At 72.8% G+C, this 19,467-nt stretch carries 16 protein-coding genes; 8 read left to right on the top strand and 8 right to left on the bottom strand.

Annotation, left to right across the window (positions count from 1 at the left end):
• Positions 1–112 precede the first annotated feature (112 nt).
• Positions 113–1,033, bottom strand: coding sequence for a LysR family transcriptional regulator (locus tag EZ242_RS18690; RefSeq protein ID WP_135286710.1), 921 nt, complete (start codon positions 1,031–1,033; stop codon positions 113–115).
• 90 nt (positions 1,034–1,123) lie between these two features.
• On the opposite strand from EZ242_RS18690, the gene EZ242_RS18685 reads away from it, so the two are divergent.
• Positions 1,124–2,107 (top strand): Bug family tripartite tricarboxylate transporter substrate binding protein, encoded by a 984-nt coding sequence (locus EZ242_RS18685; RefSeq protein ID WP_135286709.1) that lies wholly within the window; start codon positions 1,124–1,126, stop codon positions 2,105–2,107.
• On the top strand, positions 2,104–3,297 hold the full coding sequence (locus EZ242_RS18680; RefSeq protein WP_135286708.1) for an aromatic ring-hydroxylating dioxygenase subunit alpha: 1,194 nt from the start codon (positions 2,104–2,106) through the stop codon (positions 3,295–3,297). Before EZ242_RS18685 ends, EZ242_RS18680 begins: the two co-directional genes overlap by 4 nt.
• Before the next feature lie 43 nt (positions 3,298–3,340).
• On the opposite strand, the gene EZ242_RS18675 is transcribed toward EZ242_RS18680, so the two are convergent.
• The gene (locus tag EZ242_RS18675; RefSeq protein WP_135286707.1) at positions 3,341–3,904 is read right to left on the bottom strand and encodes a sigma-70 family RNA polymerase sigma factor; all 564 of its coding nucleotides are present in this window, start codon (positions 3,902–3,904) and stop codon (positions 3,341–3,343) included.
• A gap of 112 nt (positions 3,905–4,016) precedes the next feature.
• On the opposite strand from EZ242_RS18675, the gene EZ242_RS18670 reads away from it, so the two are divergent.
• From EZ242_RS18670 to EZ242_RS18660, 3 genes are read left to right on the top strand one after another with little or no spacing between them, the layout of a single operon-like run.
• Positions 4,017–5,234: an ABC transporter substrate-binding protein gene (locus EZ242_RS18670; RefSeq protein ID WP_135286706.1), complete on the top strand. Its 1,218-nt coding sequence runs from the start codon at positions 4,017–4,019 to the stop codon at positions 5,232–5,234.
• Complete coding sequence (locus EZ242_RS18665; protein ID WP_205960682.1) at positions 5,231–6,901, top strand: ABC transporter permease family protein; 1,671 nt, start codon at positions 5,231–5,233, stop codon at positions 6,899–6,901. The genes EZ242_RS18670 and EZ242_RS18665 overlap by 4 nt, the downstream gene beginning before the upstream one ends.
• Positions 6,898–7,527 (top strand): ATP-binding cassette domain-containing protein, encoded by a 630-nt coding sequence (locus EZ242_RS18660; protein WP_135286705.1) that lies wholly within the window; start codon positions 6,898–6,900, stop codon positions 7,525–7,527. The genes EZ242_RS18665 and EZ242_RS18660 overlap by 4 nt, the downstream gene beginning before the upstream one ends.
• Before the next feature lie 100 nt (positions 7,528–7,627).
• Here EZ242_RS18660 and EZ242_RS18655 read toward each other — a convergent pair whose 3' ends face one another.
• The gene (locus tag EZ242_RS18655; RefSeq protein WP_135286704.1) at positions 7,628–9,178 is read right to left on the bottom strand and encodes a class I adenylate-forming enzyme family protein; all 1,551 of its coding nucleotides are present in this window, start codon (positions 9,176–9,178) and stop codon (positions 7,628–7,630) included.
• Positions 9,175–10,893, bottom strand: a complete 1,719-nt coding sequence (locus EZ242_RS18650; protein WP_135286731.1) for a long-chain fatty acid--CoA ligase — start codon at positions 10,891–10,893, stop codon at positions 9,175–9,177. Before EZ242_RS18650 ends, EZ242_RS18655 begins: the two co-directional genes overlap by 4 nt.
• Positions 10,894–11,054: 161 nt before the next feature.
• Between EZ242_RS18650 and EZ242_RS18645 the strand changes: the two genes are divergently transcribed.
• Positions 11,055–11,327 (top strand): YkvA family protein, encoded by a 273-nt coding sequence (locus EZ242_RS18645; RefSeq protein ID WP_135286703.1) that lies wholly within the window; start codon positions 11,055–11,057, stop codon positions 11,325–11,327.
• A gap of 164 nt (positions 11,328–11,491) precedes the next feature.
• Here EZ242_RS18645 and EZ242_RS18640 read toward each other — a convergent pair whose 3' ends face one another.
• Complete coding sequence (locus tag EZ242_RS18640) at positions 11,492–13,903, bottom strand: glycoside hydrolase family 65 protein (protein ID WP_135286702.1); 2,412 nt, start codon at positions 13,901–13,903, stop codon at positions 11,492–11,494.
• Complete coding sequence (locus tag EZ242_RS18635; protein WP_135286701.1) at positions 13,890–14,870, bottom strand: ribokinase; 981 nt, start codon at positions 14,868–14,870, stop codon at positions 13,890–13,892. Before EZ242_RS18635 ends, EZ242_RS18640 begins: the two co-directional genes overlap by 14 nt.
• Before the next feature lie 117 nt (positions 14,871–14,987).
• Between EZ242_RS18635 and EZ242_RS18630 the strand changes: the two genes are divergently transcribed.
• On the top strand, positions 14,988–15,914 hold the full coding sequence (locus EZ242_RS18630) for an isopenicillin N synthase family dioxygenase (protein ID WP_135286700.1): 927 nt from the start codon (positions 14,988–14,990) through the stop codon (positions 15,912–15,914).
• Positions 15,915–16,267: 353 nt separating this feature from the next.
• Here EZ242_RS18630 and ychF read toward each other — a convergent pair whose 3' ends face one another.
• Positions 16,268–17,362, bottom strand: coding sequence for a redox-regulated ATPase YchF (gene ychF / locus EZ242_RS18625; RefSeq protein WP_135286699.1), 1,095 nt, complete (start codon positions 17,360–17,362; stop codon positions 16,268–16,270).
• 126 nt (positions 17,363–17,488) lie between these two features.
• Complete coding sequence (locus tag EZ242_RS18620) at positions 17,489–18,352, bottom strand: class I SAM-dependent methyltransferase (RefSeq protein WP_135286698.1); 864 nt, start codon at positions 18,350–18,352, stop codon at positions 17,489–17,491.
• 92 nt (positions 18,353–18,444) lie between these two features.
• Between EZ242_RS18620 and EZ242_RS18615 the strand changes: the two genes are divergently transcribed.
• Complete coding sequence (locus EZ242_RS18615; protein WP_167784858.1) at positions 18,445–19,353, top strand: LysR family transcriptional regulator; 909 nt, start codon at positions 18,445–18,447, stop codon at positions 19,351–19,353.
• Positions 19,354–19,467: the final 114 nt, after the last annotated feature.

The raw sequence follows: 19,467 nt of genomic DNA, 5'->3' as shown, positions 1-19,467 counted from the left end.
TCGCCTTTTCTTTGCCTACTTTCTTTTGGCGAAGCAAAAGAAAGTAGGTCGCCCGCCGGGGCGAGACCCGGCAAGCCGCGAAAGAAAACACCCCACGCCAACGCAAAAGCTCCTAAGCCAGGGCACCAGACACGGATATCCCCACCACCCCCCCCCTCAACCACTCCACCCCCACATCCCCCGAAGACCCCCCGTCCCAGCACACCATCGACTGGTACCTCGGCAACTCCAAGGGCAGCGCCCGGATCGCAAGCTCGGACGCGAAGGCCTGCGCCACCCGCCGCCCCAGCACCGCCGCATGGTCGCTGCAGCGCAGCTGGTGCAGGATCTGCCCGAAGCTGCTCACCGCGAGCTGGGCGTGGCGGCGCATGCCGCGGCGGGCGAGTTCCTCGTCGATGAGGTCGTCCAGCGTGGAGGTGCCGTAGCCCAGGAAGACCTGCGGCACCGCGCAGAAGGACTCCAGCGTCACCGGCTCGCCGGCCTGCGGATGGTCGCGGCGGGTGACGTAGACGTAGTGGTCCTCGTAGAGCACCTCGGTCTGCATGTCCTGCGGGCGGTGGATGCGGGCGATGACGGCCAGGTCGATCTCGCCCTTGCGCAGGCGCTCGGCGATGGAGCCGGTCTGGGTGGGCTCCCACAGGATGCGGATGGCCGAGCCGGCCTCCACCAGCTCGCGCGACAGCGGCGCGAGCAGCCAGCGGCTGGCGAAGTCCGAACCGGCGACGCGGAAGATGCGGTTGCTGGTGGCCGGATCGAAATCCTGCTGCGGCTCCAGCAGGCGCGCCATGCCGGCGAGGAGCTGCTCCACCTGCGGCGCGAGCGCCTCCGCGCGGGCGGTGGGTGCCACGCCGTGCGGCATGCGGGTGAACAGGGGGTCACCGAAGACTTCGCGCAAACGCGTGAGCGAGGCGCTGACCGCCGGCTGGCTCAGGAACAGGCGCTGCGCCGCACGCGAGACGCTGCGCTCGCGCATGAGCGCGTCGAAGGTGCGCAGCATGCCGACGTCCAGCGAACGGATATCACGCGCGTTCATATCTCATATCCAAAGCTTCGAATTGCCGCGCCAGGGGCGGCGGGCCATCATTGTCGGCTTCCCCTCAAAGCAACGATCAGGAGACAAGGCATGCATCTGGACAGACGAAGCTTTTCCATGGCGCTGGCCGCCGCCGCGTTCGGCGTGGCAGGCGGCCCGGCGTTCGCGCAGGCCGGCTTTCCCAGCCGGCCGGTCCGCATGGTGCCCTTCGGTACCGCGGGGGGTCCCATCGACAGCCTGGCGCGCGCCTACGCGGACAAGCTGCAGGCCCGCTGGGGCCAGCCGGTGGTGGTGGACGCCAAGCCCGGCGCGAGCGGCACCATCGCGGCCGACTACGTGGCCAAGGCGCCGGCGGACGGGCACACCGTGCTGTTCACGCTGCCGCTGACCCATGTGAACAACGTGATCCTGCAGCCCAAGCTGCCCTACGACCCGGTGAAGGACTTCCAGCCGCTGTCCATGCTGGCCACGGGTGGCCCCATGCTGGTCGCCCCGGCCGATGCGCCCTACTCCACCGTGCAGGAGTTCGTCGAGTACGCGAAGAAGCAGCCGCGCGGCATGACCTACGGCACCTGGGGCAACGGCTCCACGGCGCACCTGTTCGGCGAGCTGCTCAAGCGCCAGAGCGGCGCCAACCTGATCCACGCGGCCTACAAGTCCGAGGCGGCTGCGCACACGGACATGTTCGGCAAGGTGCTGGACTTCGCCTGGGCCAACCCGTCCACGGCACGCAACCAGAGCCAGGGCGGCAAGATGAAGGTGCTGGGCATCGCCGGCACCCGGCGCGTGTCGGCCATGCCGCAGGTGCCGACCTTCGCCGAGCAGGGCTTCAAGGGCTTCGACCTGGACAGCTGGATCGGCGTCTATGCACCGGCCGGCACGCCCGCGCCGGTGGTGGACGCCTGGGTCACGGCGCTGCGCGAGATCACCGCCATGCCCGACATCGCCGCGCGGCTGGTGGCCTTCGGCTTCGAGCCGCTGGGCAACACGCCGCCACAGTTCCTGGAGCGCTACCAGGCCGACTTCCCGCGCACGGCCGAACTGATCAAGGCCGCGGGGGTGACGCCGCAATGAAGGCTGTCCTGTCCCCGGCGCCTGACCAGGGCACCGGCTACGGCCGCCCCGCGCCCACCCACCGGCGCGAGCTGACCGAGGTCGGGCCGGGCACGCCCATGGGCGAGCTGCTGCGCCGCTACTGGCACCCCGTCGGCCTGTCGCGCGACGCCAGCGAGACGCCGCGCCAGGTGCGGGTGCTGGGGGAGGACCTCATCCTCTTTCGAGACGGCGCCGGCCGGCCCGGGCTGGTGCTGCCGAACTGCGCGCACCGCGGCACGTCGCTCTACTACGGCAAGGTGGAGGAGCGCGGCATCCGCTGCTGCTACCACGGCTGGCTCTTCGACGTGCAGGGGCGCTGCGTGGAGCAGCCCTGCGAGCCTGAAGGCGGGCGCTTTCGCGACAAGGTGCGCCAGCCCTGGTACCCGGTGCAGGAGCTGTACGGCCTGGTGTGGGCCTACCTCGGCCCCCCCGAGCGCAAGCCGGTGCTGCCGCGCTACGAGTGCCTGGAGCAGCTGGAGCCGGGCGAATTCCTGGAGACCGACGACAACAGCATCGGCGGCGGTGGCCCGCAGGTGATCCCCTGCAACTGGCTGCAGCACTACGAGAACCTGGTCGATCCCTTCCACGTGGTCGTGCTGCACTCGTCCTTCAGCGGCACGCAGTTCGTCGAGCAGATGGCGCTCATGCCGCAGGTGAGCTGGGACGTGCACGCGCACAGCGTGCGCACCACGTCCATCCGCCAGCTGCCGGACGGCAGGACCTTCCGCCGCATTTCAGAGGCCGGGCTGCCCACGCTGCGCGTGATCCCCAGCCCGCGCGTGGGCCGCTGGGGGCCGGTGGAGTCGCTCGGCTGGGTGCTACCCATCGACGACCACCACTTCCGCATCTACGTGGTCGGCCGCGTGCGCGAGGCCGGCGAGCTGGTGCGCATGCGCTCGCGCCCGGACGGCAAGCGCCTGTGGGAAGAACTCAGCGAGGACGAGCACCGCCGCTACCCGGGCGACTACGAGGCCATGGTGAGCCAGGGGCCCATTGCCCGGCATTCCGAGGAGCACCTGGCCAGCACGGACCGCGGCATCGTGATGCTGCGGCGCCTCTTGCAGCAGCAGCTGGAGAAGGTGGCCGCGGGCGGCGACCCGGCCGGGGTGAGCTTCGACCCCGAGGCGCCGCCGGTGCGCTTCTCGGCGGGCAACTTCATCGAGGAGTGAGGTCCCGCGGGGAGGACGTCGCGCCGCCGATTCCTTTTGCGGCTCAGCGGCTGCCGCCCCAGCGCGCCGCCAGGGCCTTGAGGCTCCTGTGCACGCCCACCTTCACCGCCACCTCGGACATGCCCAGCGCGGCGGCCGTCTCGGCGACCGACGCCCCCTCGATCTTGGTCATGACCAGTGCGCGGCGCTGCCGCTCGCCCAGGCCGTCCAGCATGGTGGCGAGGTCGCGCCGGGCCTCGGCCGCCTCGGTGTCGCTGCGGGCGAAGAAGCCCGCCTCGTCGTCCAGCGGGTCGTTGAGCTTCTCGCGCCGCTCGCGCGCGCGCAGCAGGTCCACCAGCTTGTAGCGTGCGATGGTGTGGACCCAGGCGGTGAGCGGCTGGTCGCGCCGGTAGGTGTGGCGGTGGGTGTGGATGGCCAGCAGGGTCTCCTGCACCAGGTCCTCGACCTCGTCCGGCAGCTGGAAGAGCCGCCGGCGGAAGTAGGCGCGCAGGTGGCCACCGAGCGCCTGCAGGAAGCGCTGGTAGGCCGCCGCGTCACCGTCCAGCGCCTGCACGAACTGGCCGTGCAGCCGCTCTTCGGTCCTTCGCGCTTGCTCCTGCCAGTCCATCCGGGACGCCTCCGGGGTGAAGTCCGCCCCATTGTGCCGGTGCTGTAACCGTCCCCGCGTCCCCGTCGACTATGCGGACACATCCGCTCCCCGACTCGGACACACTCGCCCCATGAGCCATCGCCGCCCCATCTCACGCCGCCAGACCCTGCAGGCCTTCGCCGCCGGCGCCGCCACGCTGCTGGGCACCGGAATTCACGCGCAGACCCCGCCCTGGCCCGACATCCTGGCCCGCGCCCGCGGCCAGAAGGTCTTCTTCAACGCCTGGGGCGGCAGCGAGCGCACCAATGCCTACCTGCAGTGGGCGGCCGGGGAAGTATCCCGGCGCCACGGCATCACGCTGCAGCACGTCAAGATCACCGACACGGCCGAGGCCGTGCGCCGCGTGCGCGGCGAGAAGCAGGCCGGGCGCGAGCGCGGCGGCAGCGTGGACATGCTCTGGATCAACGGCGAGAACTTCCTCACCATGAAGCGCGAGGGCCTGCTCTTCGGCCCCTTCGCCGAGCGCCTGCCCAGCTACCGCTGGGTGGACACCGAAGGCAAGCCCACCACGCGCATCGACTTTTCCGAACCCGTCGCGGGCATGGAGGCCCCCTGGGGCATGGCGCAGTTCACCTTCTTCGCCGACCGCGCCCGCGTGCCCGAACCGCCGCGCAGCATGGCCGCCCTGCTGGCCTTCGCGCGCGCCCACCCCGGCCGCGTGAGCTATCCGAGGCCGCCCAATTTCCACGGCACCACCTTCCTCAAGCAAGCCCTGCTGGAAGCGGTGCGCGACCGCGCACCCTTGTACCGCCCGTACACCGAAGCCGCCTTCGCGCCCGCCACGGCGCCGCTGTGGGACTACCTGGATGCGCTGCATCCGCAGCTGTGGCGCGGCGGACGGCAGTTCCCGCAGAACGCCGCGGCCATCCGCCAGATGATGGCCGACGGCGAGCTGCACATCGCCCTGACCTTCAACCCCAACGAAGCCGCCAACGAGATCGCCGCCGGTCGCCTGCCGGCCACCGTGGTCAGCTGGCAGAACGAGGCGGGCAGCGTGGGCAACACGCACTTCCTGGCCATTCCCTTCAACGCCAGCGCGCCCGAGGCGGCGCAGGTGGTGATCGACTTCATGCTCTCGCCCGCCGCGCAGGCCCGCAAGGCCGACATCGCGGTCTGGGGCGACGGCACGGTGCTGGCCGTGGGTCGCCTGCCCGAGCCCGAGCGGGCACTGTTCGCCCGCCCGCCCGCGCCCGGGCAGGTGCAGCGGCCCGCCCCCGTCATCCTGGAGCCGCACGGCAGCTGGGTCGATCCGCTGGAACGCGAGTGGCTCAGGCGCTACGCGGCGTGAACGCTGCGGCGGCGGCCCCGGGGCACCGCCCGCTGGCCCTCGTGCTGGCCGCTCTGGTCGTGCTGCCGCTGGGCTGGACGGCGCTGTCGGCGGTCGGCGCGGGGCTGGCGCCCGCGGCCTGGCTGTCCCTGGCGCAGGCGCCGCAGCTGCCGCGCGCCCTGGGGCTGTCGCTCTTCACCGGGCTGGCGGCCACCGCCCTGTCGCTGCTGGCGACGGCCTGGCTGCTCTCGCTCGGCTTCGCCGCCCGGCCCTGGGGCCTGCTCACGCGCATGCTGGCGCCGCTGCTGGCCACGCCGCACGCGGCCTTCGCGATCGGCGTGGCCTTCCTCATCGCGCCCAGCGGCTGGATCCTGCGCGCGCTGTCGCCCTGGGCGACGGGCTTTGCGCTGCCGCCGCCCTGGAGCACCACCCAGGACCCCTGGGGCCTGGCGCTGGTGCTGGCCCTGGTGGGCAAGGAAGTGCCCTTCCTGCTGTGGGTGGCGGTGGCCCAGCTGCAGCGGCCCGATGCCGGCGCGCGCTGGGCGCGCGAACTGCAGCTCGCGCAGACCTGGGGCTACGGTCGCTCGCGGGCCTGGTGGCGCGTGGTCTGGCCGCAGCTGTGGCCGCGCCTGGGCGCGCCGCTCGCGGCCGTGCTGGCCTACAGCCTCACGGTGGTGGACATGGCCCTGGTCATCGGCCCCACGGCCCCGCCCACGGCGGCGGTGCTGGCCTGGGAGTGGCTGCGCGACGCGGACCCGGCGGCCAACGCACGCGGCGCCGCGCTGGCCTGGCTGCTGGCCGGCTGCGTGGCCCTGCTGGCGCTGCTGCCCCGCCCGCTGCGGCCGGTGCTGGCGCGCGGCCGCCGGCGGGTCGATGGCGAACGCGGCGGGCGCGATGCCGGCGCCGCCGCGGGCTGGCTGGCCGTGCTGGCCCTGCCGGTCGCGTACCTGGCCGTGCTCGCCGTCCTGGCCGTGGGCAGCGTCGCGGGCGTGTGGCCCTTCCCGGACGTCTGGCCGCGCACGCTGAGGGCGTCCGGCTGGCAGTCCGTGGCCGCCAGCGCCGGCACGCTCTGGACCTCGCTGGGCCTGGCGCTGGCAGCCGCAGCGGCCGCCCTCGCCTGGTCCATGGCCTGGCTGGAAGCGGCGCCGCCGCGCTGGGACGCGGCCCTGCGGCGCCTGGCCTACCTGCCGCTGCTGCTGCCGGCCATCGTGTGGGTGATCGGGCTGCACCGGCTCTCGCTGGCCTGGGGGCTGGAGGCGCGCTGGGCGGGGCTGTGGCTGGCGCACGCGCTGGCGGCGCTGCCCTATGTGCTGATCGCGCTCAGCCCGGCCTACCAGGGCTTCGATGCGCGCCATGCGCAGCTCGCGGCCAGCCTGGGCCGAAGCCACGCGGCCTTCCTGCTGCGCGTCAAGTGGCCGCTGCTGCGCGCTGCGCTCGCGGCTGCCTTCGCGGTGGGCTTCGCGGTGAGCATCGCGCAGTACCTGCCCACGCTCTTCGTCGGCGCGGGCCGCTTCGCCACCGTGACCACCGAAGCCGTGGCCCTGGCCAGCGGCGGCCAGCGCTCGCTGCTGGCCGCCTATGCCTGGCTGCAGTGGCTGCTGCCGGCGGGGGTCTTCGCACTGGCGGCGGCACTGGGGCGGCCGCGCCGCTTCGCGCCGGTGCCCCCCCTGCGAGGTGCCGCGCCATGAGCCTGCGGGTGGAGGTCCGATCGCTCACGGTCGCCGGCCAGCCGCTGATGGCGGGGCTCGCCATCGAGGTGCCGCCGGGCGCCGTGCACACGCTCATGGGCCCGAGCGGCTGCGGCAAGTCCAGCCTGCTCGCCGTGGTGTGCGGCACCGCGCCCGAGGCCGTGCGCTTCGAGGGCAGCATCCACCTGGACGGCGAGCGCGTGGACGGACTGCCCACGCGGCGCCGGGGCATCGGCATCCTGTTCCAGGACGACCTGCTGTTCGCGCACATGACGGTGCGGGAGAACCTGCTCTTTGCCGTGCCCGCCGGCCCGCGCGCCGGACGCGAGGCGGCGGTGCGTCAGGCGCTCGGGGAAGTCGAACTGGACGGGTACGAATCGGCCGATCCGGCCACGCTGTCGGGCGGCCAGCGCGCCCGCGTGGCGCTGGCCCGCGCGCTGCTGGCGCGACCGCGCGCGCTGCTGCTGGACGAGCCCTTCGCCCGCCTGGACGCGGCCTTGCGCGGGCGCATGCGGGAGCTGGTGTTCGGCACTTTGCGCGCGCACGGCGTGCCGGCGCTGCTGGTCACGCACGATCTGCAGGACGTGGCCGATGGGGGGCGGGTGACGCGGCTGGGCGAGCGGTGAAAGGGCTGGGCGCGCGCTGGGCTTCGACAGGCTCAGCCCGAACGGAGGGTGCTCGCACCGCCCCACCCACCGTTCGCCCTGAGCCTGTCGAAGGGCCTCGTCATCGCGAGGGAATCGCCGGTGGCCCATACCCCTCGCGCAACTCCCGCTTCAGCACCTTCCCGATCGCGCTGCGCGGAAGCTCATCGACGAAGCGCAAGTCCGCCAACCTCTGCGTCTTTCCCACCCGCGCGTTGAGCCACTCGCGCAGCTCGGCGGCCGAGGTCGGGTCGCCCGCCCGCCGCTCGACGAAGGCCACCGGCGTCTCGCCCCACTCGAGGCTGGGCACGCCGACCACGGCCACCTCGTGCACGGCCAGGTGCTCGCGCAGCTGCGCCTCCAGATCGCTCGGGTAGATGTTGAAGCCGCCCGAGATGATCATGTCCTTCTTGCGGTCGGACAGCACCAGGAAGCCGTCGGCGTCGAAGCGGCCGATGTCGCCGGTGCGGATGAAGCGCAGGCCCTCGGGCGAGTACCACTCGGCCTCGCGCGTCTTCTCCGGCTGGCCGTGGTAGCCGCTCATCATGCCGGGCGAACGGCCCACGACCTCGCCCGCCTCGCCGGGCGCCACCTCGCGGCCGGCGTCGTCGATGAGGCGGATGTCGTGGCCCGCGGCGGGTCGGCCGACCGTGTGCAGCTTGTCCGGGTGCAGGTGCGCCTCCAGCAGGCAGGTGCCGCCGCCTTCGGTCATGCCGTAGAACTCCACCAGCCCGCCCGGCCAGCGGCGCAGGGCCTCGGCCTTGAGGGCCGCGTCGAAGGGCGCGCTGGTGCTGAACTTCATGCGGAAGGCCGACAGGTCGCGCGCGCCGAAGTCCGGGTGCGAGAGCAGGCGCCGGTACTGCACCGGCACCAGCATGGCGTGCGTGACGCGCTCGCGCTCGGCGATCTCCAGCCAGCGGCCGGCGTCGAACTTGGCCATCAGGTGCACCGTGCCGCCGAAGGCGAGCGCCGGGAAGAACACCACCAGCGTGGTGTTGGAGTACAGCGGCGTGGACACCAGCGCCACGCTCTCGGGCGTCCAGCCATAGGCCAGGCCCCGCTGGATGTGCGAGAAGCGCATGCCGTGCGGCTGCACGATGCCCTTGGGCGTGCCGGTGGTGCCGGAGGAATAGATGATGTTGAAGGCGTCCTCGGGTGCGATGCGCACCGGCTCGGGCCGGCTGCCTTCGGGCGCCAGCCATTCGCCAAAGGCCTGGCCCGGCGCGAGGCCGTCGAGCGAGACGAGCGCCGGGTGCTCGCCGGGCCGCAGCAGCGGGACCGCCTGCGCATCGACGAAGAGCCGCCGGGGCGCCGCGTCGCGGACCATGGAGGCGAAGCTCTCCGGCGTGACGCTGGCCGCCAGCGGCGCGACGACCACGCCGGCGCGCAGCGCACCCAGGAAGATGGCGGCCTGCAGCACGCTGGTGGCGGCGCACAGCGCGATCACCTCGCCGGGACGAACCCCGTCGCGCTGCAGGCTGGCGGCGACGCGGTCCATGAGCGCATCCAGCGCGCCCCAGCTGAGACGCTCGCCGTCCTGCACCAGCGCGGGCTGGTGGGGGTGCGCGGCGGCCTGCTCGCGCAGCAGCTCGCCGATGGGGCGGAAGCTGGAGAGGTCGGGGGCGACGCTCATCGCGGCGGCTCCTTCGCGGCGGCGGCATCGCGCGCGTCCTGCTGCTCCTGCAGCTCGCGCCACATGACCTTGCCGCTGCCGCTGCGCGGCAGCGCGGGCACGAACTCCACGACGCGCGGCACCTTGTAGGCGGCCATACGCTCGTGGCACCAGGCGCTGACGGCAGCGGCGTCGGGCGCATCGGCCAGGCCGGGCTTGAGCACCACCAGCGCCTTGACGGTCTCGCCCCGCCGCGCGTCGCGCGCGGCGATGACGCAGGCCTCCTGGATGGCCGGGTGGTGGTACATGAGCGCCTCCACCTCCGCCGGCCAGACCTTGAAGCCGCTGGCGTTGATCATGCGCTTCAGGCGGTCGGCCATGAAGAAGTAGCCGTCCTCGTCCACCCGCGCGAGGTCGCCGGTGCGCAGGAAGGGGCGACCCTCGATGTCGATGAAGGCCTCGCGCGTGGCCGCTTCGTTGCGCCAGTAGCCCTGCATGACCTGCGGCGCGTTCACCACGATCTCGCCGACCTCGCCGGGCGCGACGCCGGCCAAGGTCTCGGGATCGACCAGGCGCGCATCGACGTCGTACACCGGGATGCCCAGGCACTGCGGCTTGGGGCGGTGCGTGGGGTTGATGTGCGTGGCGGCCATGGTCTCGGACATGCCGTAGCCCTCGACGAAGTCCAGCCCGGTGAGCGCCTTGAGCTTCTCGGCCACGGCCTGCGGCATGGCCGCGCCGCCGCCACGGATGCACACCAGCGAGGACAGGTCGTGCTGGCCGATGGCGGGGTTGGCGACGAAGTCGATCACCATGGTGGAGATCGCCTGCCAGGTGGTGACGCGGTGGCGCTCGATGCAGCGCGCCGCGGCCTCGCGGTCCCATCGGGGCAGCAGCACGAGGGTGCCGCCGGCGTAGAGCGGGCCGTTCATGCTGCCGGACATGCCGGTGACGTGGAAGAAGGGCAGCGTGGCCAGCATGACCCAGTCCTGCGTCCGGCCGAACCACTGCACGCCGCCCACCGCCGTGCTGAGCACGCTGCGGTGCGTGTGCATGCAGCCCTTGGGCTTGCCGGTGGTGCCGGAGGTGTAGGGCATGACCGCCAGGTCGCCGGGGCCGGCGCGCATGGGCTGGGGCGTCCGCGCGGCGGCCAGCACGTGGGCCCAGGCGACCAGGCCGGCGGCCGCGGGCAGGGGCTCGCGCGGCGCGGAAACCAGGGGCGGCACGGGCAGCTCGCTCGTGGGGCCGAGGTAGTCCGAGTAGGTGGCGACGACGAGGTGATCCAGGCCTTCGCCCAGGAGCGGCTGCATCTCGCCGAGCAGGTCCTGGGCGACGAAGGCCACGCGGGCACCGGCGTCCTGCATGTAGTGCCGCAGCTCCTCGCGCTTGTTCATGGGGTTGACGGGCACCACGACCGCGTCGGCGCGCAGGATGCCGTAGTAGGCCAGCACCCACTGCGGGCTGTTCTGCATGTCCAGCAGCACGCGGTCGCCGGGGCGCACGCCGCCGTCGTGCTGCAGCCAGCCGGCGATGGCCTCGGCCTGGGCCTTGAACTGCGAAAAGCTGAGGACCTGGTCGTAGAAGACGATGAAGGGCTTGTGCGGAAAGCGCGCCGCGGAGACCTCGGCGGCGTGGAACAGGTGCGTCTCGGGCAGCGTCAGGTGCTGCGACTGGCCCGGCGGCCAGTGCGGCAGGTGGCGGGTTTCCGGCGAGGGGGAAGGAACCGGCGAAGGCATGGGCATGTCGGTGGTGGGCGGCAGTGCCATTCTGGCGCGGCGCGCACGGACCGGCTGTCACGCACGCGGCCGGCCGGCGCACAGGCTGTTACGCGTCGACCCTTGCAACGGACGCCACGGCACCCCACTGTGGTCGGCTCGCAGAAAGGAATCCTGCTCCCATGTTGAAACGCTTCTCCCTGCTCTGGACCCTGGTGCGCGGCGACGCGCGCCAGCTGTGGTTCGCGCTGCGCCACCCCGACGCGCCGGGCTGGCTCAAGCTGGGCGCGCTCGGCATCGCGCTGTACCTGCTGTCCCCGGCCGACCTGATTCCCGACGTGCTGCCCTTCATCGGCGTGGTGGACGACCTGGTGCTGGTGCCCCTCGCGGTGCGCTGGCTGCTGCAGCGGCTGCCCCCGCACATCGCGCAGGAGACGCTGCGGCGCAGGGGGTAGCAGTTCCGGGGGCCCGGGCTTCGACAGGCTCAGCCCGAACGGGTGGTGCGCCCGTTCGCCCCCGTACCAGCCGTTCGCCCTGAGCTTGTCGAAGGGCTGCGAGCGCGCAGAGGCTTCGACAAGCTCAGCCCGAACGGTGTCTGTACGTCCGCCAAGCTTGTCGTTTAGGCTGCCGCCAACTCGAACACCTGCCCCGGCCCCAGCATGAGCCGCCCCTGCGCATGCCGCAGCGGCACGCCCGCGCGGTTGCCCGCATCCGATCGCACGCGCACCGCGCCCCCCTCGCTTTCCACCTGCAGCCGCTGCCCCCGGAAGGACAGCGTCAGGCGCACGGGCCCCAGCTGCGGCGGCAGCGCCGGGTGCAGGCACAGGCCGTCCCAGTCGCAGCTGACGCCCAGGTAGCGACGCTGCAGCGTGTCCAGCGTTCCGCCCATGGCGGCCAGGTGGATGCCCTCGGCCACGCTCTCGCCCTTGAGCGTCTCCAGGTCGGTGCGCAGCGCATGCTGGAACAGGTCCCAGGATTCCTCGGGCGCCACCTGCGCCAGCGCGCCGGCATAGACCACGCGCGAGAGGCTGGAGCGGTGGGTGGTGCGGGGCATGTAGTAGCGCGCGGTGCGCAGCAGCGCCCCCCGGTCGAAGGCGTAGCCCAGGCGGGCGAGCAGGCCGGCGACCAGGTCCTCCGAGAGCAGGTAGAAGAGCGTGAGCGCGTCGGCCTGCTTGGTGACCTGGTAGGCGTCGGTGCTGCGGCCGATGGCGTGCAGCGCCCAGTCCAGGCGCTGGTCGCGCAGTTCGGGCGGCAAGAGCTCGGCGTCGAACTCGGCGAGGCGCTCGAAGCCCTCGTACTGCGCGATGAGCTTGTCGCCGAAGAAAGGCACGACCATGCGGCGCGACACCGTGTCCCAGTGCGCCAGCTCGGCATCCTCCAGCCGCAGGCGTTCGCGCAACGCGGCGCCGGCCTCGGGCGGCAGCCGCTCCAGCAGCTCGAAGGCGCAGCAGAGGGTCCACACCGCCATGACATTGGTGTAGGCGTTGTTGTCCAGGCCGGGCTCCGCGCGGCCGGGATAGCTGTTGTGGAATTCGTCCGGGCCGATGACGCCGCGGATCCCGTAGCGGCCGCTCGCCGGCTCCAGCCGGGCCAGGCTGGCCCAGAAGCGGGCGATCTCCAGGATCATCTCGCCGCCCTCGCGCGCGAGGAAAGCGAGGTCGCCGCTGGCCAGGCCGTACTGCCAGGTGCTCCAGGCCACGGCCGCGCCCACGTGCCGCTGCAGGTGCGTGTGGTCACGCATCCAGTCGCCGCTGATCATGTTCTTCTGGAAGCGCGGCGTGACCTCGTGGCCGTCGCGCGCGCTGCGCCAGGGGAACATGGCCCCGGCCAGGCCGGCGCGGCGCGCGCGCGCGCGCGCCGCGTCCAGGCGCCGCCAGCGGTACATGAGGCAGGCGCGCGAGACCTCGGGAAAGCGAAAGCCCAGGAAGGGCAGCACGAAGGCCTCGTCCCAGAAGATGTGGCCGTGGTAGGCCTCGCCGTGCCAGCCGCGCGCGGGGATGCCGGCGTCCAGCGGGACCGAGCAGGGCGAGGCGGTCTGCAGCAGGTGGAACAGGTGCAGGTGCGCGGGCGGGCCGGTCGAGGGGTCGGCCACTTCGAGCCCGGCACGCTCCCAGAGGCGCTTCCAGCCCTCGGCGTGTTCGGCCAGCAGGCCGGCATGGTCCGGCGCGCCCGCGAGCAGCGCGCGCGCGGCGGCCAAGGGCTGCCCGGCGCCCGGGTCGAGCGAGGTGCACACGGCCACCTGCTTTTCCACCGCCCGCGTCGCCTGGGCGTGCAGTGCGAGGACGAGCCGCGTGGCGATGCGCCGCGGCGTGCGCTCCACCTGCGGCTCGCCCTCCGCCGGGCCCTCCGCGCGCGTGCGCTGCACCAGCGCGAGCGCGACGCCGCTGCCCCGCGTGCGGGCCTGCAAGGCCACCTCGCCCGCACCGAGCAGCTCGGTACGGTGCCCGTGCAGGTGCTCGTGCGGGTAGTCCGCATAGCGCGCGACGTTGTCGTTGACCACCTCGCCGTCGAGCCAGGCGCACAGTTCGACGGGCCCCTCCCAGTCGAGCGCCGTGAGCTCCAGCCGCACGGAAACGAGCTGCGGCCGCGCCATGCTCACCAGCCGGTGCTCCACGGCGCGCGTCGTGCGGCCGCGAGTGTCACGCCAGGTGAAGCTGCGGCGGGAGGTGCCGGCCCGCAGGTCCAGCTCGTGCCGGTAGGCGAGCAATTGCGCGTCGGCCAGGCGGAAGCACTCGCGCTCGCCGGGAAGCCGCAGGTCGATGCGCAGGGGGTTGGGCAGGTTGACGAGGGTGTCGGTCTCGTCGGGCTCGCCCCCCACCTGCCCGCGCAGCCGTTCGTAGCAGCCGGCGCGGTAGGTGCCGGGATAGTGCGGCCCCTGCTGCGCGGCGTGGACCGTCGCGGCGCGCAGCACCAGCATGCCGTTGCCCAGGGCGAGCAGGGCTTCGCGACGCCCCTCGTCATCGGGGTCGAATTGCTCGTAGGCGAGCTGCCAGGCCGAGCCGGCGGACGCCTTGTCCTCAGCGTTCCACATGCGGGCCAAGCGTGAGCCGGCGGGCGAGTGCCACGAGGGCGTCCCAGCGGGGATAGGCGGGCTGCGAGCCGTAGCCGGTGACGGCGCACTGCGAGGCGGCCACGGCCAGGCGCAGCGCGTCGGCCTCGGTCTCGCCCCGCGCCAGGCCCACGGCCAGGCCGCCGGCGAAGGCGTCGCCCGCGCCGGTGGTATCCACCACCTCCACGCCCAGCGGCTCGATGCAGGTGACGCCCTCGCCTCGCACCAGCACGCAGCCCCCGTCGGACAGCTTCATGCAGGCCGCGCCCGCGCCGCGCGCGAGCAGGCGGCGGCCGGCAGCGATGGCGCTGTCCACGCCCTCGACCTCGACGTCCGTGAGCCTGCCGGCCTCGCCGGGGTTGGGAACCACGTAGTCGGCCAGGGCCAGCGCACGGTCGTCGATGCGTTCGGCGGGCGAGGGGTCCAGCACGGTGCGAATGCCCGCGGCCCGCGCCTTGGACAGCGCCAGCTGCAGGCCGTCGGCGTCCATCTCGCCGTCGGCCACCAGCACCGAGTGCGCCGGGGCCGCGGCGATGGCGTGCGACAGCGTCTCGCGATCCGCCTCGTTCCACACCGCGTCATTGGCGTTGAGCGACAGCACGATCCCCTTGGCACCGTCCGGCGGCACGGTGATCATGGCCACGCCCGTGGCCTGGCCGGGCACGCGGCGCACGCCGGCGAGGTCCACGCCCTCCGACCGCAGCGGCGCCAGTGCCTGCTCGGCCAGTTCGTCGTCGCCCACATGCCCGAACAGGCGCGCCACCCGCCCCAGCCGCGCCGCCAGCAGCGCGACGTTGGCCGCCTTGCCGCCCCCCAGGCGGACGAAGTCGTGGCCCACCAGCGTTTCGCTGATCTCGGGCCGTCGTTCCACGCGGAACTGGAAATCGGCGTTGATGCTGCCCACGGACAGCACCACCCCCGCCGCGGAGGGCTGCGATCGGCTGTGCATGAAGGCTCCCTGTCGAGGTCGTCCGGCCCACTGTAGTGGCCGCGGGCGCGGCGCTGGGGCCACTGCAACGAGACGCTGGGCTGCGGTTACGTTTTCCGCGGCCCTACAGTCGGCGTCATGGACATTCCCCTCATCGACATCGCCGCCCTGTCCTCCGACGACACCCCCGCGCGCGCCACAGTCGCCGCCGCCATCGGCCACGCCTGCCGCGACACGGGCTTTTTCGCCATCACCGGGCACGGCATCGGACCCGGGCTCATCGAGGACGCCTTCGACGCCGCGCGCGAGGTGTTCGCGCTGCCGTCGGCACGGAAGCAGGCGCTGGCCATCGCCCGCCACGGGCACAACCGCGGCTACGTGGCGCTGGGCGTGGAGTCGCTGGACGAGAAGGCGGCGCCCGACCTCAAGGAAGCCTTCAACCTGGTCTGGACCGACGAACGCAGCCGCCCGCCCAACGTGTGGCCGCCCATCGAGGGCTGGCAGGGGCGCATGCAGGCCTACTTCGACGCCGTGCTGGCGGTGGGCCGCCGGCTGCACGAGGGCTTCGCGATGGACCTGGGCCTCGCGCCCGATTTCTTCGCCGACAAGCTCGACGCGCCGCAGGCCACGCTGCGCCTGCTGCACTACCCGGCCGAGTTCGGCGCCGGTGCGCCGCAAGGCCGGGCCGGCGCGGGCACGCACACCGACTACGGCAACGTCACCCTGCTGGCGACCGACGGCGTGGGCGGCCTGCAGGTGCAGCGCCGCGGCGGCGGCTGGATCGACGTGCCGCCGCTGCCCGGCGCCTTCGTGTGCAACATCGGCGACTGCCTCATGCGCTGGTCCAACGACGTGTACGTCTCCACGCCGCACCGGGTGCTTCCGCCCGCGCGCGAGCGCTACTCCATCGCCTTCTTCCTGGACCCCAACCCCGACGCGCTGGTGAGCGCCATCCCGTCCTGCGTGCCGGCGGGCGAGGCGCCGCGGCATGCGCCGGTCACGGCGGGGGAGTACCTGCGCCAGCGCTTCGCGGCGACGTACGGGAAAGCGGCCGGTGCGGGCTGAACCGGCACGGGAGTCCTGCGCGAGACAAGCGCGCGAGCCCTTCGACAGGGCGAACGGATGTGTTTGCTCGGAAGTGTCTTTCACCGGGGCCTCGGCCGTGGTGATCAGAACCCTCCAGCAAACGGCGCATCTACGGACCCGGTGGACCCCAACCGTTCGGGCTGAGCCTGTCGAAGCCCATCGCGCGAGACCCTCCACGCGGGCCCTTCGACAGGCTCAGGGCGAACGGGTGTGTTTGATCGGAAGTGTCTTTCACCGGGGCCTCGGCCGCGGTGAACAAACGCCTAAGCGAACGGATTCCCGTCGCTCCTCCACCCGTCCGGGCTGAGCTTGTCGAAGCCCCAGCGCGAGCCTCAGACGTTGAACAGGAAGTTCATCACGTCGCCATCCTTGACGACGTACTCCTTGCCTTCGCTGCGCATCTTGCCGGCGTCCTTGGCGGCCTGCTCGCCGCCCAGGCGGACGTAGTCGTCGAAGGCGATGGTCTGCGCGCGGATGAAGCCGCGCTCGAAGTCGCCGTGGATGGCGCCGGCGGCCTGCGGCGCGGTGTCGCCGACGTGGATGGTCCAGGCGCGCACTTCCTTCTCGCCGGCGGTGAAGTAGGTCTGCAGGCCCAGCAGGCGGAAGCCCGCGCGGATGAGGCGGTCCAGGCCGGGCTCGGTCTGGCCGATCTCGGCCAGGAAGAGCGCCTTGTCCTCCTCGCTCATGTCGGCCATGTCGGCTTCCATCTTGGCGCAGATGGCCACCACGGGCGCGTTCTGCGTGGCGGCGTAGGCCTGCAGCCGGTCGAGCAGCGGGTTGTTCTCGAAGCCGTCCTCGGCCACGTTGCCCACGAACATGGCGGGCTTGGCGGTGATGAGGCACAGCGGCTTGAGGAGTGCCTGCTCCTCGGCCGACAGCGACAGCGTGCGCGCGGGCTGGCCTTCGTTCAGCGCGGCCTGCACGCGGCCCAGCAGGGTGACCAGCTTGGCCGCTTCCTTGTCGTTGCCGCTCTTGGCCGCCTTGGTGGCGCGCTGCAGGCCCTTGTCCACCGTGCCCAGGTCGGCCAGGCACAGCTCGGTCTGGATGACCTCGATGTCGGCCACGGGATCGACCTTGCCGGCCACGTGGATGACGTTGGGGTCCTCGAAGCAGCGCACCACGTTGACGATGGCGTCGGTCTCGCGGATGTGCGCGAGGAACTGGTTGCCCAGGCCCTCGCCCTGGCTGGCGCCGGCCACGAGCCCCGCGATGTCCACGAACTCGACGATGGCCGGCACCACGCGCTCGGGCTTGACGATGGCGGCCAGCTGCGCGAGGCGGGGGTCAGGCACCTCCACCACGCCCGTGTTGGGCTCGATGGTGCAGAAGGGATAGTTCTCGGCCGCGATGCCGGCCTTGGTCAGGGCGTTGAAGAGGGTGGACTTGCCGACGTTGGGCAGGCCGACGATGCCGCATTTGAGGCTCATGGAGGGTGACTCGAAGGTTGCTCGACCGCCCCGGCGGCAGCGCGCGAGCCGGGCGCCGGGACGCGGCGCGGGGTCGGGTGGGGATGGGCGGATTGTATCGGCCGCCCCCTCCCGCCCCCTCGGTCCTCAGGCGCGGCCGGCGGCGAGCAGCAGCTCGTTGGGGCCGCTCCAGCCCCGCGGGGTGTCGAAACGGTGCAGCTGGGCCTCGATGTCGGCCCAGGCGGCTTCGGCGGCCGCGGCGTTCAGGCGCGAGAGGATCAGCTGGATGGGGCTGGCCGAGGCGCGCAGGAAGCCCACGTAATGCGCGGCGCTGGGCAGCTCGAAGGGCGCGGCCAGCGTCGTGCTGGCGACCTGGGAGAAACCGGCCTCGCGCATGAGCGCGTCCAGCCGTCCCGGGGCGCCCAGGCTCAGCAGGCCACCGGGCTGGGCGGGGTCGCGCGGCGGCAGGCCGGCGTGGCGCAAGGCCGTGGCCATGACCGTCGTGACGCAGGGGTTCGCCTCGGGCCGTGAGAAGACCATGGCGCAGAAGCCCGCGCCGGGCCGCAGGACGGCATGCAGCCCGCGCAGCGCCTGCAGCGGCTGCGGGAACAGCATCAGCCCCAGCCGGCACACGGCCGCATCGAAATGCCCCAGGTCGCCCGGCAAGGCCTCGCCATCGGCGGCCCGCGTGTGGACATTGGCGAAGCCGGCGCCTTCTGCACGCGCCCGGGCGTACGCGAGGATGCGTTCGGAGATGTCCGTGGCCACGACCTCCCCGGACGGGCCGACCTTCCCGGCCAGCGCCAGCGTCTGGTCGCCCGCGCCGGCCGCGAGGTCGAGCACCCGCTGCCCGGCGCGCACGCCGGCCATCTCGACCATGGCCGCCGTGGCCTGCGAGAGCCAGGCGCGAAGCGCGGGCGTATAGTCGTTCCAGCCCTGCGCGGCGGCGTCCCACTGCCGGCGCTGGGCCTCCTTGAAGGCGTTCGCATCGAAAGGACGGGCGTGTTCCATGGCGGTCTCCTGGCGTGATGGCATGTGCAGCCCATGGTCGTCACCGGCGGCCCGCGGGGGAACACGCATTCGCGCACAAGGGGTCTGCATCCATGCATAGCCCGCCCGATTACGACTGGGACGACCTGCGCCACTTCCTGGCCGTGGCCCGCCACGGCAGCACGCTGGCCGCCGCGCCGGTGCTGGGCGTCGATCCTTCCACCGTGAACCGGCGCGTGCGCGAGCTGGAAAAGCGCCTGCAGGCCGTGCTGTTCCGGCGCGAGCCGAGCGGCTACACGCTGACCGAACTGGGCCGCTCGCTGCTGCCCTGCGCCGAGCAGGTCGAGCAGGCCGCCCAGGCCGTCACGCAGCACCTGGGCGCCTGGGCGCGCAGCCTGGCCGGCGTGGTGCGCCTGACCTGCCCCGAGCCCATGGTGCCGCGCCTGACCCAGTCCGGCTTGCTGGACCGCTTCCATGCGCGGCACCCGGCCATCCGCGTGGAGTTCGTCGTGAGCGACCGCTACCTCTCGTTGGCCCGCGGCGACGTGGACGTGGCGCTGCGCTCGGGCGACACCGAGGAGGCGGACGTCGTGGGCCGCAAGATCGCGGACTCGCTCTGGGCCGTGTATGCCAGCCGCGACTACGTGGCGCGGCAGGGCCGGCCGGAATCGGTGCAGGCGCTGGCCGGCCACGCGCTGGTGTCGCTGGACGACAGCATGGCGAGCCACCGCGCTGCCGTGTGGCTGCGGCAGGTCGCGCCCGCGGGGCAGGTGGTGGCGCGCAACAACAGCGTGCTGGGGCTGCTGTACGCGGTGAAGTCGGGCATCGGCATCGCGCCGCTTCCCACGGCGCTGGGCGATGCCGAGCCGCAGCTGGTGCGCGTGCTCGGCCCGGTGCCGGAGCTGACCCGCATCTGGCGCATCCTCGCCCACCGCGACATGCGTCGCACGCCGGCCGTGGCGGCCTTCTTCGACTTCATGCTCGACGAGCTGCCGCAGCTGCGGCCGATCTTCACTGGGTGAGACGGAGCTCCGGTCGGGCTGAGGCCCTTCGAAGCCCTTCCGCGAGCGTGCCCTTCGACGGGCTCAGGGCGAACGGAAGTGGACCCGTTCGGGCTGAGCCTGTCGAAGCCCCTA

The sequence above is a fragment of the Ramlibacter rhizophilus genome, from assembly GCF_004681965.1.
GTDB lineage: Bacteria > Pseudomonadota > Gammaproteobacteria > Burkholderiales > Burkholderiaceae_C > Ramlibacter > Ramlibacter rhizophilus.
Note: the sequence above shows the minus strand (reverse complement) of the source record. Positions and strands in the feature narration are given on the sequence as shown.

Excerpts from the sequence above, each read along its gene's own strand:
- EZ242_RS18670 (WP_135286706.1), top strand. The coding sequence starts at position 4,017 with ATGAGCCATCGCCGCCCCATCTCACGCCGCCAGACCCTGCAGGCCTTC.
- EZ242_RS18640 (WP_135286702.1), bottom strand. The coding sequence starts at position 13,903 with ATGTGGAACGCTGAGGACAAGGCGTCCGCCGGCTCGGCCTGGCAGCTC.
- EZ242_RS18660 (WP_135286705.1), top strand. The coding sequence starts at position 6,898 with ATGAGCCTGCGGGTGGAGGTCCGATCGCTCACGGTCGCCGGCCAGCCG.
- EZ242_RS18645 (WP_135286703.1), top strand. The coding sequence starts at position 11,055 with ATGTTGAAACGCTTCTCCCTGCTCTGGACCCTGGTGCGCGGCGACGCG.
- ychF (WP_135286699.1), bottom strand. The coding sequence starts at position 17,362 with ATGAGCCTCAAATGCGGCATCGTCGGCCTGCCCAACGTCGGCAAGTCC.
- EZ242_RS18685 (WP_135286709.1), top strand. The coding sequence starts at position 1,124 with ATGCATCTGGACAGACGAAGCTTTTCCATGGCGCTGGCCGCCGCCGCG.
- EZ242_RS18615 (WP_167784858.1), top strand. The coding sequence starts at position 18,445 with ATGCATAGCCCGCCCGATTACGACTGGGACGACCTGCGCCACTTCCTG.
- EZ242_RS18630 (WP_135286700.1), top strand. The coding sequence starts at position 14,988 with ATGGACATTCCCCTCATCGACATCGCCGCCCTGTCCTCCGACGACACC.
- EZ242_RS18620 (WP_135286698.1), bottom strand. The coding sequence starts at position 18,352 with ATGGAACACGCCCGTCCTTTCGATGCGAACGCCTTCAAGGAGGCCCAG.
- EZ242_RS18655 (WP_135286704.1), bottom strand. The coding sequence starts at position 9,178 with ATGAGCGTCGCCCCCGACCTCTCCAGCTTCCGCCCCATCGGCGAGCTG.
- EZ242_RS18690 (WP_135286710.1), bottom strand. The coding sequence starts at position 1,033 with ATGAACGCGCGTGATATCCGTTCGCTGGACGTCGGCATGCTGCGCACC.
- EZ242_RS18675 (WP_135286707.1), bottom strand. The coding sequence starts at position 3,904 with ATGGACTGGCAGGAGCAAGCGCGAAGGACCGAAGAGCGGCTGCACGGC.
- EZ242_RS18635 (WP_135286701.1), bottom strand. The coding sequence starts at position 14,870 with ATGCACAGCCGATCGCAGCCCTCCGCGGCGGGGGTGGTGCTGTCCGTG.
- EZ242_RS18680 (WP_135286708.1), top strand. The coding sequence starts at position 2,104 with ATGAAGGCTGTCCTGTCCCCGGCGCCTGACCAGGGCACCGGCTACGGC.
- EZ242_RS18650 (WP_135286731.1), bottom strand. The coding sequence starts at position 10,893 with ATGCCTTCGCCGGTTCCTTCCCCCTCGCCGGAAACCCGCCACCTGCCG.